Here is a 15,543-nt window from a genome sequence, read left to right on the forward strand (position 1 = left end):
TCCTCCTTTCTTGTAAAGACTAGTTTGTCTTTACTGTTTCCTTAAGTGTTACAAGTGCCTTCTTTGGTCCTGGTACTGAACCCTTAACAAGAATCAAACCGTTCTCCACATCAACCTTTACCACTTCAAGGTTCTGTGTTGTAATCTGCTTAGCGCCCATATGTCCAGGCATTCCTTTGCCTTTGAATACATGGCTTGGGTCAGATGATGAACCATTAGATCCCTGATGACGATGGAACTTAGATCCGTGAGCCATAGGACCTCTTGACTGTCCGTGTCTCTTGATCGCACCCTGGAAACCTTTTCCCTTGGAGATTGCTGTTGCGTCAACCTTATCGCCCTCAGCAAAGATATCCGCTTTGATCTCATCTTTTACAGAATAATCAGCTGCATTCTCAAATCTAAACTCCTTTAAGAATCTACCTGCTGTATAAACTTCTCTCTTTTGACCATTGCTCTTTTCAATCGTCTTCTTTTCGATACCAGCCTTGTCAAGGTGACCGGCCTTAGCCTTGTTCACAAGCTTTGTACGGATCTGTCCGTATGCAACCTGTACTGAATTATATCCGTCGTTTTCTTCTGTCTTAACCTGTGTAACTACACATGGTCCAGCCTGAAGAACGGTTACTGGAACCAACACACCAGCTTCATTGAAGATCTGTGTCATTCCAACTTTTGTAGCAAGAACTGCCTTCTTCATTTCAAAATTCCTCCTGATTTTAATCTACAGCGGAGCACTTTCGTGCTCATCCTAGAGCAGGATTATCTACTCTTCATTTTAATATCGATATGAACACCAGCTGGCATCTCAAGACGTGACAATGCGTCAACTGTCTTGTCGCTTGGTGCAACAACATCAATCAATCTCTTATGTGTTCTCTGCTCGAACTGCTCACGAGAGTCCTTATACTTATGAACCGCTCTCAAGATTGTTACTACTTCCTTCTTTGTTGGAAGTGGAACTGGTCCTGACACCTTTGCTCCTGTCTTCTTTACAGTTTCGACAATTTTACTAGCTGAATTGTCTACCAATTGATGGTCATAAGCCTTTAATGTGATTCTCATTACCTGATTTGCCATAAAAAAAGTCGCCTCCTTTTCGCACTTTTTGATTTAAGTACGACAAGCGGTGACTGTACACATTTCCGGGCGTGTCTTCTCTATTCTACCCGAAAAAACTACCTCCCTGTTGGGTTGCTGTTAACTTGTACAGTGACTTGTCGCCAGTTTAGTAACATGACTTTCGCTCCACGGAAAACCCATCCTCTTGAGACGGCAACCTCACGCTTCACAGCTATCAATGTCACAGCTCGTTTATGATAGCACACTCAAGTGTGCTTGACAAGGGCTTTTTTCGGTTTTTTTATTTTTTTCTAAAAAACATTATTACTATAGAAGAAAATCCCTCCACTGAAATTACTATTCCAGCGAAGGGATTTTCCTACAGTGTACACATAATTTCTGTTACAAATAATTGCTTGTTCTGTGTCGTCCAATAGTCCACAACATAGCGTTCAAATACATCACCTCGAATTTGTAATCCCTTTTCTTCCATATATCGATACATCCGCTCATAAGAAGATTCAATCTCTTGTAAATCTCCTATGTGATAGGTAGAAAGAAATTTGCCACCAAATTCTATTTTTTTTAGCCCATGACAAGCACAACTTTGTCCTCTTTGTAATATCGTCGCTTCCTGTGCTTGCCGCCTTCTTTTTTCTTCAAATGAATTGAAGTGCAATATTACCGCTCCCTCCACTTCTTCCCTGTTCATTTCTAACTTCGTCACCCACGGGAGGTTGACAATCGATGTCTTGTAGTCATATTGAAATTCCTGTCTTAGACAACAGTACTCCTCAACAGGAACTTCCTTAATCCGAACCGAAGTGTCATTGTATTCTGCCGCCAGCTTTGCCTCGCCAATTAAATTTCTCCATGCCCTTGCAGCTTGGATTTTATTATCCAACTTTTTTCTCTCCACCTCGAGCTCATCAATCTTCTTTGTCAAACTTGAAGACACCACTTCTAAATCATGCGTTCCTAAAATATGTTTCACTTCCATCAAGCTATAGCCCATTTGCTTAAAATATTTCAAAATCATAATATCACTCATATTATCTAAACTGTAATAGCGATAACTATTTGTCTTTGAAATGGTTTCTGGCTTAATGACATCAATATCATCATAATAGCGCAATGTTTTCTTAGGAATATTGCATATTTCACTCACTTCTCCAATTAAATACTTTTCTTTCCTCTTCATTGTGCACCTCTCTCACCCTCATCTAAGTGCTATTAAATTTTCCTTCAAGCGATTTTTGCCACACAAATAATTCTCCAAATCTGCAATTAAAATTTTTTTCAATGTCTTCTCTGAGTAGGAGCAATATTCTCCAAAGAAATAGGTTTCTACTGAAGTTTGATCTTGGTTATCCTCTTTTGAATAAAATTTTCTTCTGCTTTGCCACTCCATATCCTGAATATCACGCAACCAATTTTGAACAAAAAACATCAAACAATCGACCAGATTCTCTTTTTCTTGTGTGCACTCTATCAATTGATGTTGAATATTTTTAAAATAGGATGGATTTGTTTTTTTCATCATATATCCATACTTATTGGCCACTAACGATATTCCTCTTGTTTTTGCCCTAATCAGGTCATCTCGGTAAGATAATAAAATTTGCTCTGAATAGCCCCAAAAATACGCCCTTCTAGAAAATAAAAATGTTTTCTTTCGATCCTGGCAATAAGCTCGTTTACCAATGTTTTTTACATGGGTAAATTGCTCCCATTCCATCTCCATAATTTCTTTTATCAGCCAATCTCTATCCATATCACTTTGTCCACTTATCCCCCTCTCTGATGGCTTGATCCTGAATCTTTTCAAAAATCTCATCTGCCTGCACGGTCAAAAAACTCTCTTCACTCCTTGTCATTCCTTCCCGATGAAGATAATCCACAAGAAATTGACACAGCTTTTCCATCTCTTTTTCTCTCTGTTCAACACTGCTTTCTATCAACACTTCCAAGGCCACTCTGCTCTGTCTTCCCATGATCGGCAGTGCTTCTAGACTCTTTGCACTCCACTTATAAAACGGTGTGTACTTTCGATTGATCAAATGAATACACTGAATATAGTGCTGAATAAATTCGTTTAGTGTCAATTGCAATGCTACTTTATCTTTTCTCTTGAAAATTCTTTGATAATTATATTGTCCCGATTGTGCTAAAAAATTCAAGTGATACGCAAGTCTCTTTAGCCACAAATCCCTTGGATAATGTTCAAGCAGGCGATTTCGTATTCTTGTAAAATCGCCTCGATTGTCAAGAAAAACTTCTCCATTTGTCGCCGCACTCAAATACTCCTCTTCCACTTTGCGATACTCTTCTATCGTTTTTGGCCCCTCGGAATACGCTGTATAAAGGCGATAAAATGTTGAAATCCTCCAAATTTCTATTTTCTCTCGAAATTTTTCCTTTAAACATTTCGCAAGTTTTGCCCCATAATGAAAATAGGTCTCATCATCCAAAAAAATCATGCAGCGGTCTTCGCTGTCATGGTCTCTTGAAAATTCATCATCATAGCCATAACATTCAGATCCTTTTCCCACTAGACCTATACTTAAGTTTTTATATACTTCCACATGATTTTCCCGAATAAAATCAATAACTCGTTCAGAAAGCTTCCTTGCTCTTTCCAATCCATTTTCTGGCTTTTTCATTGTCTGTGAGAGGATTTGAAGATTTTTTTGAATAACTCTCCATGGTTGACTCTCTTTTCCATATTTCTTTTCAATAATGTTTATCGCCTTTAAATAATTTCTAGCCGCCTCAATATAATTTTTCTTTCGCATACAAAAATCTGCTCTATTATTTAATACAGCAGCATATAAGGGATGATCTATTCCTAATTTTTCTCTAACCATTTGTTCTGACTTAACTAAATATTTTTCCGCTTCTTTCATATCACCTAAATGTTGATAAATCTCATACAAATTATTGTAGCTAATGGCCAATGGAACATCATATCCTGTCATTCCTTCCAACAAAGAAATCGCTTCCAATTGTATCTTTTCTGCTTCTTTCGCTTTTTCTTCTTCCAATAAAAGTAGAGCGTAATTATTTAACAACCCAATATAAGAGTAATCTCGAAGTCCCAAATCATCACAAATCTTTTTGGCTTCTTCAAATCCCTCCCTAGCTTTTTTTCTATTTTTTGCTTCCCGATAAGTATTCGCCAAATTCATCAATGTCATCGCATAGGGTTGTTTATTTTTCAATCTTTCTCCCTCACAATATACTTTAGCTTCCTCAAAGGCCTCCACGGCCTCTGCATAATGGCCAATAACACGCAAAGCTCCACCATATTCATTTAAAATTGCAATTAAATTTCCATTATCTTTTTCTTCTCTGGCTGCATTGACTGCTTCTTTCAAATATTGTGCAGCCTCCATCTCCCTGCCTTCTCTCCAAAAGATATGTGCCCTCTTTAAAATTTCTCTACTTTCCATATGTACACCTCAAAAAACAGAGGGCAAAGGCGATGGCCTCTGCCCTCCCATATCCTACTTTGCAGACTTTGGAAGAATTACCTCAACCTCTGCATGTGGTCTTGGAATAACATGCACAGAAACCAACTCGCCAACTCTTGAGGCTGCTGCTGCCCCTGCATCTGTTGCTGCCTTCACCGCTCCGACATCTCCACGAACAAGAACAGTAACTAAACCTCCACCAATCAATTCCTTTCCAATCAATGTTACATTGGCTGCTTTTACCATAGCATCCGCTGCCTCAATTGACCCTACCAATCCCTTTGTTTCCACCATTCCCAATGCATCATACATCATGTTTATTCTCCTTTATATTATCTTATGATTTTCACCTTTGTTGTTGCTGTCACACCAAGTGCATTGGCCTCTTCCATATCCAGATGACATTCCAAAGTAGAAGTGTCCGTCACACGAATGGCAACCTGATGAAGCACTCCACCTCGTTCTCCGCTAATCTCAATACTGACCACATCACCATCATTCACTTGAAAATTTCTTGCATCCATTGGAGACATATGAATATGTCTCTTTGCTACAATTGCTCCCTCTCCAATTTGAACACTTCCCTTTGGTCCGACCAAAGTAAGTCCTGCCGATTGACTAACATCGCCTGACATCCTCAGCGGCGAGCGAATACCTAATTTATAATCATCTGAGCGAAACAACTCTACCTGCGTCTTACTTCTACATGGTCCAAGAATTCTTATCCCCTCAATCACACCCTTTGGTCCACAGATGGTGATGGTTTCTTTTGCCGCATACTGACCTTTTTGTGATAAATCCTTCATCTTTGTGAGGGCATATCCTGCACCAAACAATTTTTCTAATTCTGCCTTGGCCAAATGAATATGTCGATTTGAAATTCCCACAGGAATCTCCTGATCGGATATTCTTTCTGGCTTAACTTGCAAACCTTCAATCGCTGCTCTTAGTACTTCATTTAACTCATCGAAATATTCCATAAACTTACCTCACAGCCATTAACTATTTGCAATTTGTAAGATCAAGTTTTTTAAATCTTCCACAGACAATGCATCAATCCCCTTGAGTAAATCATCACTTGAATTCGTCTTTGTGCTCTCTTCAAACATCATTTGAATTTCATTTGGACTCATTGCAACTCCATTGTAATAGCAACCATTCACACAACAACTCTTCTCATGAAATAGTGCCTGAAATTTTGCATCATCTGCCAATGTTGTCACATCCTTTATTCCATAGGCCACTCTCTTTAAATTGATCAAATGCTGTGGTCCGACATTCTCTGAAACTGAACTTCCACCCATGGTTCCACAACCCAGAGTAAAGGAAGTCAGTAGTCCTGTTGAAAGCCCAGTGCCTCCCTGTGTTCCACCTGTATTGACTAAAATTCTCGAAGCTGGCTTTACAGAAAACTTTTCTACAATTTGATCATCATTTGTATGAAGGCTCAATGTATGGCCGATACCATTTTGTAACAAGCTAATGCTAAGCTCACAAGCTTCCTTCCAGTCCTTAACTACATAAAAACCAAGTACACAGGTCAACTTCTCGTAAGAGAGCGGATTGTCTTTCCCCACACCATATTGCCTTCCAATCAACACCCTTGTATTACTTGGCACTGTAATTTTTGCAGCTGAGGCAATAAATTTTGCATCTTTTCCAACATACTTGGCATTCATTGCCATCTTGTCTTTAAAAAGCAACTTGCACACTCTATTACATTCTTCGTCTGTCATAAAGTATCCACCAGCTTTGACAAACTCTTGGATAACTTCATCTTGATTTACTTCTTCGCAAATAATAGATTGCTCCGACGCACAAATTGTTCCATTGTCAAAGGTCTTACTTGCCATAATTCTTTCCACAGCTTTTGCCACATTGGCACTTCTTTCAATGTAAGCTGGAGAATTTCCTGCACCGACGCCAATCGCCGGCTTGCCCGCACTGTATGCCGCCTTTACCATTCCTGGGCCACCTGTGGCAATAATTAAGGCAACTTCCTTTGACTTCATCATTTCATTTGTCGTCTGTAAGGATGGCATTGTAATACAACTAATAATTCCTTTTGGAGCTCCCGCCTCCTGTGCAGCCTCTGCCATAATTTTTGCTGTCTTTAGTGAACACTCCAATGCCGCTGGATGTGGCGAAAAGATAATGGCATTCCTTGATTTTAGTGCAATCATGGATTTAAAAATAATTGTCGATGTTGGATTGGTTGATGGCACAATTCCCATCACTAAACCAACAGGATCAGCAACTTCTAGGATTTTATTCTTCTCATCTCGACGAATAATTCCCACGGTTTTCATGTCCTTAATATCTTCATAAAGTAGTGCTGATGCCGCATAATTTTTATATGCCTTATCCTTTGCAACACCAAAACCTGTTTCTTCCTGTGCAAGTCTTCCAAGCTCTACCGCATGCTTTAATCCAGCCTCAGCCATGCTCTTTAAAATCTTATTTACTTGTTCATCGGAAAAACTTGCAAACTCTTTATATGCACTGTAGCCCTGTCTCAGGAAATTTCTTGCCTCCTGAATGGACCTCAAATCATAATCAAAATTTTCTGTTCCCATCTCAACCTTCCCGTCTGATCACTACGACTTTTTGTAGAACGACATAATCAAATCAACAAGCTGAGTCTTATTCATCTTTTGTATTCCTGCCTGTTGTTCCTGAGAAAGTACAAATTCTTGCAATAAGCTCTTTAATGCTTTATTGGTCAGTGATCGCAATACCTTTTCGCCTTCTTCTTCTGTATAACTTTCTAAAAGAGCTGTCACATCATCTTTTGTCTTTACTAGAAAAGCGAGCTGTTCTTCAGCTTCATCTGTCTCTACTTCATCCTCAAGCTCTTCCTTAGATTCTTCAGCTTCTTTTTCTTTCTTTAAATCTTTCTCTGCTGTTTCATCACAAATAAAGATTTCCAATTCGTCAGATGGACTTGGGATAACATTATGCGAATGAACCACTCCTCTTAGCGAATGCACAGCCTCTACTCCTGCTTCTACTGCTGACTGTACGGCTCCGACATCTCCTTCCACAATAATGGTCACCAGTCCTTTTCCCACATATTCCTTTCTTATCAGAGATACATTTGCTGTCTTTACCATAGTGTCTGCTGCCTCAATTGCTGCAATCAATCCACTGGTCTCAATAAATCCCAATGCATTCATCTAGGCCTCCTATCGGTTTGCACAACTATAGAAAACATCTGCATATCCATTCGATGAACACTCTATCGAAGCCCCCTTAGGGACATTCACCATATCTCCCTTTTGTGCATGAAATACCTTTCCGTCAATGAGAATGTCCATCGTTCCTTCCATCACACAATAGGTCTCATACTGCTCAGCGGTTGTCTTAAAGGACGAATGATCAATTGTAAATCGCCCCGATTGCATTGCAGATTCTGTATCGTGAATGACTTCCAAATACTTCACTTTATCCCCTGTCTTAGAATCTAGTGGGTCGAGACAAAGAGAATTTCCCCTGACAACCTTAAATCCACATGGCAAGCATTCACTATCATACTTTTTCTTTGGAACTTCTAACAAACCATGCTCAACCAGTACCTTCAATATGTTATACAAATCTTCCTTTGTTAATCCTGATAAATCGGGAATAATACTTGTATTATCCATTACTTTTCCCTCCACAAACAAAATGTTTGCTGCCTTTGCATAATCTTTTGCCGCAGGTGTGATAATCGTTTGATCGTCAATATATATTCTACTCTCTCCCTTTTCACCCGCCGCTTTTACATCACTTAGACAGATGAGTTTTTTCACGCTTACACCTCTTTTCTTCCCCTTACTCACCTTCAAAACTCAATCGGCAATCTTCATCAATAATACCTACAATCGCTGCATCTGCGGCACTTTGATCATCCCCAAGCATCTTTCTTGCACTAGATCCCGTTGCAATAATTACTCTATCCCCAATTCCAGCACCAATGGTATCCACAACGACCATGACCTCACCTTCTGTAGCTCCTCCTATCGTTTGAGCCAACATCAATTTGTATCCTCCAAGGCTCTCTGTCTTTCTTGTTGCCCAGATATTTCCAATCAATATTGCTGCCTTCATTTCTTTTCCTCGCTACTACAGTGTATTTTTGATCTTTTCAATTGCACTTTCCACTGATGAAGTATCCCCAAAAATTGCAATCGCAATCATATTTTGCGGACAACTTCCTCTCAATTCTTCCACCCAAACGCCTGCACTCTTTTCCGCAATATCAGAGGCTACAATCATATCAACGAGTTTGCCCTGCACTAATCCAACAGCACCAACCTCTCTTGTCAGCTCTTCTTTTGCCCCCTTGCGTCTTTGCAAAATTTCCAAAGTGCTCTTACTTGGCGATTGAATTATTCTTACATCCATGGGCAAGACCTCTGTAATTTAGCATAAATGGCTTCCAAATCTTTCACCTGTACTTCTACAGGATTTGTCACTGTGCATCGGTCATCCACTGCCAACTTTGCCATTTTTTCCATTGCCTTTGAATATTCTTCTCCATCTACCATTCCATTAATATAGCTGTCAATGCCCACACTCTTAATGAGATTTTGCACCTGACGAATCAATGATTTCACACTGCTGATATCATCATAATTTCCAAATCCCATTCGTCTGGATAGTCTTGCATATCTTTGGATTGTTTCTTTATTTTGACTTTGTATAGTGTTAAACTCCATCACATGAGGAAGTAAAATGGCGTTGGCTCTTCCATGGGGAATGTGGAAAAATCCGCCGAGTGCATGAGCCATACTGTGACAAATTCCGAGAGAAGCTTCATTGAAAGCAATTCCTGCCAGTGCAGATGCATTGTGCATATGTTCTCTCGCACATAAATCATCTCCATGTTCCACAGCTCTCTTTAAGTATTGGAACACCAACTCCACAGCCATATAGGCATTGGCATCTGTAAAATCCGTCGCTTTACTTGATGCAACCGCCTCAAGTGCATGAGTCAAAACATCAATTCCTGTGTCTGCTGTAATCGATGCGGGCACTGATGCTGTAAATACACAATCTAAAATTGCTATATCCGGAAGTAAAGAAAAGTCAATCAATGGAATTTTGCTCTTTGTTTCCTTGTCTGAAACGACAGCAAATGAAGTCAACTCACTTCCTGTTCCACTCGTTGTTGGAATAGCAATAAATTGAACCTTTTTCTCTATGGCCGCCTCAAAAATTTTTCTCACAACCTTTGCTGTATCAATCGCTGAGCCACCACCCAATGCAATAATGGTGTCCGTATCCTCGTCTACCATTTTGACTGCCAAAGATACAACTTCTAATGTTGGATCAGGAATGACTTTATCAAAAATTTGATATGGAATTTCTCTCATTCCCAAAATCCCACTCACTAGATTGACTTTTCCTGAACTTTTCATAAAAGGATCACAAATAATGAATACCTTTTTTGCCTCAATTTTTTCTAATTCCTTTAGACTTCCCTCTCCCATACACAGTTTCGTGGGCATTCTAAAGTATTCCATTTGCATTTCACCTCCTAATGTCGGATTACTCTCACCATTAAATTTTCTTTTGCAATCCATTGTTCAATTTGATCCAAATCTTCCTTATCTAAACTTGGATCTCCCTCAATTTCATACTTCATCCCAAGTTGGTAATATTTATTTACTCCCAATTTATGATATGGCAAAAGATGTACACCCAAAAAATTTTCATAAGAAACAAACTTCTTCAAAAATACTGAAATCTTTTCAATTTCTTCCTTGCTATCATTTATTCCCTTGAGCATTGGCATACGCACAATTAATGACTTTCTCTTTTTAATTAAAGTTTCTAAATTTGAAAGAATCACTTCATTGCTCATTCCCGTCAATTCTGTATGACGCTTGGGATCCATATGTTTTAAGTCAAATAGATATAAATCCACATATTCTGATAGAGCCAATGCCTTTTGAGGCTCTGTATATCCGCAGGTCTCAATTGCTGTGTGAATGCCATACTCCTTGCAGGCTTTCAATAAATCTCTAGCCGCCTCAAATTGTAATGTACATTCTCCGCCACTCAATGTTACTCCGCCCCCTGAGATTTCATAAAAGGATTCATCTTCCTTAATCACATCCAAGACTTCTGAAATTGTTTTAAATTCTCCACTAATATCCAATGCTGATTTTGGACATACAGAAACACATTTTCCACAGCCTGTACAGTTTATACTTCGATCTACAATATGCTCTTGGTTTTCCATTTGATGAATGCCCACTGGACAAACCGATAGACAAGCACCACAGTGAATACAGTAATTTTGTTTAAACATTACATTATACTTCCGATCTAAACCTTCTGGATTAGCACACCACTTGCAGCGCAGGGGACAACCCTTAAAAAAGACAATTGTCCTTGTTCCTGGTCCGTCATATAAACTGTACTTTTGAATATTAAAGATCATTGCTCTTCTTTCAATATCATTGCCGGCTGTCTTCATTTTCTATCTCCTACTGCTTATCTCTAAAAATGATCTAGCATTGTTCTACTAATAATCTCATCTTGAACATCTTTACAAAGCTCTGAGAAGAATGCACTATAGCCTGCCACACGCACAATCAAATCCTTATACTTTTCTGGCTCTTTTTGTGCTGCAAGCAAAGTCTCGTTGCTCAAATAATTAAATTGCATCTCACCATTTCCAAGAATAGACGCTGTTCTTAGCAATGTAATCAAGCTCTCTTCTCCCTCTTGGGTATCCAAAATTCCTGACATAATCTTAAAGTTATGCACCATTCCAATATTCATATTGTCATTGGACATCTTGGAAACCGATTTAATAATCGCTGTAGGCCCCTTAAAGTCAGATCCCTGTGTTGGACTGATACCATCAGAAAGTGGTGTCCAAGCAGCTCGTCCATTGGCACTGGCCCCTGTCATCTGACCAAATGGTGTGTTATTTGAAATTGACAATGTACCATGACTAAGTCTTGAATACAAAGTCTTATACTTTCTATGCTCATTCTCTGTAAACTGAATCAAATTTGTCGCAATGAGATCTACATAGTCATCATCATTTCCATACTTTGGTGCGTTCAAACAATCTGTCTTTATTGCCTCATAGCCCTTAAAATCAGCCTTTAGTGCTTCATTCAGTTGCTTTAAAGTATACTTTTTGTCATCAAACACCAACTTCTTAATTGCTGCCATAGAATCGGCATAAGTGGCAAGACCTGACCAAACAACACCTGGTCCGAAATTATACATTGCACCACCAGATTCCACTCCTCTTCCCTTTTCCATGCAACCTTCGTACATCAAGGACATCAATGGCTTTGGTGCCAATTCCTTGTGCACTCGTTGTGAAATCACAGTGGCTACACTTGTCCACTTGGTAATATACTTAATTTGTGCCTTTACTGCGGCATCAAACTCCTCATAGGTCTTGTATTGATCTAAGTCTCCCATATCTGGTGTTACCTGCTTTCCATACCAAAGTGGCACACCATGATTGAGGACAAGCTCTATACAAATTGGCCACTGTGTATAGGAAGTCGATGTCCATTGATATAGTCTTCCAGCCTTTTGTGGTTCAACACAGCCCATCAAGCAATAATCTCTTGCATCTTCTATAGAAACACCCTTTGCAAGCATCATCTTAATATGGGTATCATCAAAATGACACGCTGGAAATCCCATGCCCGCGCGAATAACAGAGACGATCTTTCTCAAATACTCCTTTGGTGACTTATTGTGAATACGACATGCTAGAGATGGCTGATAAATCTTGACATGGCGAACAGCATCCATCAACAAATAAGTCAACTCATTTGTTGCATCTCTTCCCTCTCTTGTTACACCGCCCACACACATATTGACAAACGGCTGATATCCTGCAAAGAACTTGGAACCACCTTCACTTGTAATCCACATCATTTCCGACATCTTAATTAACATACAGCCCGCAAGCTCAAATGCCTCAAAATCATTCATTCTTCCAGATTCGATATCTGCCTTGTAATATGGATACATATATTGATCCACACGACCAATGGACATACCTGTCTGATTTTCCTCTACTACAAGTAAGGATTCAATCGTCCAAACGGCTTGAATTGCCTCCCAAAATGTCTCCGGTTTATTGGCTGGAACTCTCTCATTGACCTCGGCAATTTTAAAAAGTTCTGCCTTTCTCTTTGGATCTACTGTCTTTTCTGCCAATTCTCTTGCATAATTTGCCATTCTCTTTGCATAAATCATGACACCTTCTGCTGTCTCAATCAGCCCCTTGTAGAAGTAAATCTTGTCAATGTCCTCAGGGATATCATAGCTTAAGTGCTCCAAATGCTCTCTGGCCTCTCTTTGGATATCCTTCATTCCCTTTTTCATCAAGATCACATCATATCCTGGATTGGAATCACCACCACCATTTAGTGCATGGTAAGAGCAATCTGACACAAAGGATTCTCCCGAAAGTTCCCACACGCCAGCTTCTCTGTATTGATCCTCACAATACTCGTCAACCGATTTGCCCCTCCAGAATGGGAACAATTCCTCTCTCATAATCTTTTTGTCTTCTTCAGAAATATAAAATGGATCCTGTGGTCTTGTCCCAATAGTTTCAATCTCATCGACCATCCATCTCCATGCAATATCTGGAGAAAAAGCTCCTGCTCTTGGTGCACCCTGTGGAGCACCTACAATGAGCTCATGATCTTGAATAACCAATGGTGCTGTCTCACAACAGTACTTAAAGCACTTTGCTCTGAGCAAAATCTTTGGCATACCTGGATTTTCCTTGGTAATCTTTGTAATTGCTCTTGCTCTAAATGTCGTGATACTTGGCTTGTGCGTCATATAAATATCCTTTAACGCCTGTAGCCTCGGTGTAATTCCATCCGGAACCGTTGTTCTATTCTCTGAAAAATTGTACGTTGGCGTTTCTGTTTCTTTTTTCGTGATGTCACCAGAAACTTTTTCAAATACCTTCATCAACGCCAATTTCTCTTCTGCACTCATATTTTGTGTGGCCTTTGCCAGCTTCTCTGAAAAATCTCGTAAGTCCAATTCTTATTCCTCCTATATATTTTTATCTTTTCTCACAATTGCCCTCTGATAAATTAAATCCTTCGCCTCCAAATTTCCCGAAAGACTTCCAATGCCTCTTGTTGCTGCACCTAATATCGCACTTGGTGTAATATTTCCATCAATACCCATTGCCGAAAATGTCGTGTTGGTATTGACCATAACTCTTCCCACTGGCTTCTTTGTAATAAATTGATAAATAATCTCTTCGTCTTCACTGTAGATAGACAGACTATGTCCGTCGTGCTCACTCGTCAACAATTTAATGCACTTTTCACAGGCATTGAGCCAATCACTTTCCTTATACATAATTAAAACTGGACAAGGAATCTCTTTTCGATAGCCATCAAATTCTGACATATATTCTTGATAAGAAACTAATAATTTTGTATTTTCTGGCACGAAAAATCCTGCTTCTTTTGCTAGAGTATAGGCTGTCTTTCCGATCTGCTCGATATCAACCTCTCTCCCCTGTAAAAGTATTTGAATGAGTCGCTTTTCCTCAGCAGCACTCATAAAATAACAACCTTCCCTTTGCAGGTTTTCGATTACTTTTTCAGCCACTGGTTCATCAACAATTAAAAACTGTTCTGCTCCAGGAAGAGTCCCACAATTAAACCCTTTGCTCTTTACAATTTCTTTGACCGTCTCTTCTATTTTGGCCGACCGTTCAATAAATACTGCACTTGCTCCTGTTGATCCATAATAAAAAACTTTTCCCGAATTCCTACAAATAGGGACAAGTTTTTGATTTCCCGCATTGACTACGACTTTTAGCGAGCTATAATTTAATAACTCCTCAATTCCTGCATCATCCACATTCTTTAGACAAGAAATCACATCTAATGGATAACTCTTCTGATGCAACGCCTCTATTACTAAAGAAACCAACTTTTTCGTTGTCTCCTCTGCACGAGCATTTGTGCCAATAATCAATGTGTTTCCCGACTTTATACAGAGCAAAATAATGCAGATCATTCCCAATAATGCATTCTTTCTATCAGGAATAAAAATTACACCTCCACGGGCTATCCCTACTTCTGTTTGATGTACACCAAGAATTTTTTGATCTTTGAGCTTTTGATAAAGTGCATCCAACAATTGCAATTCAATATTGGATTCATCTTGCAGATTTCCATATCCACTTTCATCAACAAATAGTTGCACCAAACTATATATATTTTGCCTTATCATGCAATATACAATTTCTAGTGCCTCCTTGATTCTTCTCTCATCCAATAGTTCTAACTGCCTCTGTGCAACCTTTGCATTGTCACTTAAAACTCTTGCTTCTTGTCTCGAAGCCAAATCTCTATCCACAAAAAAGCTCCTATTCTTCCCACTACTCGCCCAACAAATTCTTTATATTGTATTTTGCAAGGATCTTTTCCAAATCCTCGTGTGGACGAGGAATAACTACGCTACTATATACCTGTGCTCCCATTTTTTCTACAGCAGCAACTCCTGCTTCCACGGCCGAATAGCATGCGCTGACATCCCCTCGAACAATGACAGAAATATATCCAGATGCCACATTTTCATATCCAATAACTTCTACATCTGCCGCCTTACACATGGCATCAGCCGCCTCTAATACAAACACCAGACCGAAGGTTTCAATCGATCCAATGGCCTCATACTCTCTCATCACAACCTCCTACGCGTCTATATCGTGTACAGAGACAATATCTCCAACAGCTGGAATTGGTCTTGGCATTACATTCTGTGCCGTTACTTTTCCAATTTTTGCCGCTGCTCTAGCCCCTTCTTCCACAGCACTTGTCACTGCTGCCACATCTCCCTTGACCATAATCGTCACCAATGTTGATCCTACATTTTCATAGGAAATCAATTCAACATTTGCTGCCTTCAACATCTTATCGGCCGCTTCTAATGCTGGTGTAAGTCCAAGAGTCTCAACTAATCCAAGTGCCTCATTTCCATAGTATCTCACCTA

Annotated in this window: 18 protein-coding genes; all 18 read right to left on the minus strand. The window is 39.4% G+C overall.

Annotation, left to right across the window (positions count from 1 at the left end):
• Positions 1-19: 19 nt before the first annotated feature.
• The 18 genes from rplC to J5A74_01845 all read right to left on the minus strand — a co-directional run bounded on the left by rplC (position 20) and on the right by J5A74_01845 (position 15,540).
• Positions 20-700 carry a 50S ribosomal protein L3 gene (gene rplC / locus J5A74_01760; protein ID QUI96104.1) on the minus strand — a complete coding sequence of 227 codons (681 nt, stop codon included), beginning with the start codon at positions 698-700 and terminating at the stop codon, positions 20-22.
• A 62-nt stretch (positions 701-762) separates the two neighbouring features.
• Positions 763-1,080, minus strand: coding sequence for a 30S ribosomal protein S10 (gene rpsJ, locus J5A74_01765; GenBank protein ID QUI96105.1), 318 nt, complete (start codon positions 1,078-1,080; stop codon positions 763-765).
• Between the two features lie 361 nt (positions 1,081-1,441).
• Positions 1,442-2,263, minus strand: a complete 822-nt coding sequence (locus J5A74_01770; GenBank protein QUI96106.1) for a MerR family transcriptional regulator — start codon at positions 2,261-2,263, stop codon at positions 1,442-1,444.
• Between the two features lie 18 nt (positions 2,264-2,281).
• The gene (locus tag J5A74_01775; protein QUI96107.1) at positions 2,282-2,836 is read right to left on the minus strand and encodes a DUF4125 family protein; all 555 of its coding nucleotides are present in this window, start codon (positions 2,834-2,836) and stop codon (positions 2,282-2,284) included.
• 1 nt (position 2,837) lies between these two features.
• On the minus strand, positions 2,838-4,514 hold the full coding sequence (locus J5A74_01780) for a DUF4037 domain-containing protein (protein ID QUI96108.1): 1,677 nt from the start codon (positions 4,512-4,514) through the stop codon (positions 2,838-2,840).
• A 54-nt stretch (positions 4,515-4,568) separates the two neighbouring features.
• Positions 4,569-4,850: a BMC domain-containing protein gene (locus J5A74_01785; protein QUI96109.1), complete on the minus strand. Its 282-nt coding sequence runs from the start codon at positions 4,848-4,850 to the stop codon at positions 4,569-4,571.
• A 17-nt stretch (positions 4,851-4,867) separates the two neighbouring features.
• The gene (locus tag J5A74_01790; GenBank protein QUI96110.1) at positions 4,868-5,515 is read right to left on the minus strand and encodes a phosphate propanoyltransferase; all 648 of its coding nucleotides are present in this window, start codon (positions 5,513-5,515) and stop codon (positions 4,868-4,870) included.
• A gap of 18 nt (positions 5,516-5,533) precedes the next feature.
• Complete coding sequence (locus J5A74_01795) at positions 5,534-7,111, minus strand: acetaldehyde dehydrogenase (acetylating) (GenBank protein QUI96111.1); 1,578 nt, start codon at positions 7,109-7,111, stop codon at positions 5,534-5,536.
• Between the two features lie 21 nt (positions 7,112-7,132).
• The gene (locus J5A74_01800; GenBank protein QUI96112.1) at positions 7,133-7,711 is read right to left on the minus strand and encodes a BMC domain-containing protein; all 579 of its coding nucleotides are present in this window, start codon (positions 7,709-7,711) and stop codon (positions 7,133-7,135) included.
• Positions 7,712-7,720: 9 nt separating this feature from the next.
• A complete protein-coding gene (locus J5A74_01805) occupies positions 7,721-8,326 on the minus strand; it encodes an ethanolamine utilization protein EutQ (protein QUI96113.1) in 606 nt (201 codons plus the stop codon).
• 22 nt (positions 8,327-8,348) lie between these two features.
• Positions 8,349-8,624, minus strand: coding sequence for a EutN/CcmL family microcompartment protein (locus tag J5A74_01810; protein ID QUI96114.1), 276 nt, complete (start codon positions 8,622-8,624; stop codon positions 8,349-8,351).
• 15 nt (positions 8,625-8,639) lie between these two features.
• Positions 8,640-8,921, minus strand: coding sequence for a BMC domain-containing protein (locus tag J5A74_01815; protein ID QUI96115.1), 282 nt, complete (start codon positions 8,919-8,921; stop codon positions 8,640-8,642).
• Positions 8,912-10,042 carry an iron-containing alcohol dehydrogenase gene (locus J5A74_01820; GenBank protein QUI96116.1) on the minus strand — a complete coding sequence of 377 codons (1,131 nt, stop codon included), beginning with the start codon at positions 10,040-10,042 and terminating at the stop codon, positions 8,912-8,914. The genes J5A74_01815 and J5A74_01820 overlap by 10 nt, the downstream gene beginning before the upstream one ends.
• 14 nt (positions 10,043-10,056) lie before the next feature.
• Positions 10,057-11,001, minus strand: a complete 945-nt coding sequence (cutD, locus tag J5A74_01825; GenBank protein QUI96117.1) for a choline TMA-lyase-activating enzyme — start codon at positions 10,999-11,001, stop codon at positions 10,057-10,059.
• A gap of 23 nt (positions 11,002-11,024) precedes the next feature.
• Positions 11,025-13,568: a choline trimethylamine-lyase gene (gene cutC, locus J5A74_01830; protein QUI96118.1), complete on the minus strand. Its 2,544-nt coding sequence runs from the start codon at positions 13,566-13,568 to the stop codon at positions 11,025-11,027.
• 12 nt (positions 13,569-13,580) lie between these two features.
• The gene (locus J5A74_01835) at positions 13,581-14,906 is read right to left on the minus strand and encodes a hypothetical protein (protein ID QUI96119.1); all 1,326 of its coding nucleotides are present in this window, start codon (positions 14,904-14,906) and stop codon (positions 13,581-13,583) included.
• 22 nt (positions 14,907-14,928) lie between these two features.
• On the minus strand, positions 14,929-15,234 hold the full coding sequence (locus tag J5A74_01840) for a BMC domain-containing protein (protein ID QUI96120.1): 306 nt from the start codon (positions 15,232-15,234) through the stop codon (positions 14,929-14,931).
• 9 nt (positions 15,235-15,243) lie between these two features.
• Complete coding sequence (locus tag J5A74_01845; GenBank protein QUI96121.1) at positions 15,244-15,540, minus strand: BMC domain-containing protein; 297 nt, start codon at positions 15,538-15,540, stop codon at positions 15,244-15,246.
• Positions 15,541-15,543 lie beyond the last annotated feature (3 nt).

It is taken from the genome of Lachnospiraceae bacterium oral taxon 096 (genome assembly GCA_018141845.1).
Lineage (GTDB): Bacteria > Bacillota > Clostridia > Lachnospirales > Lachnospiraceae > F0428.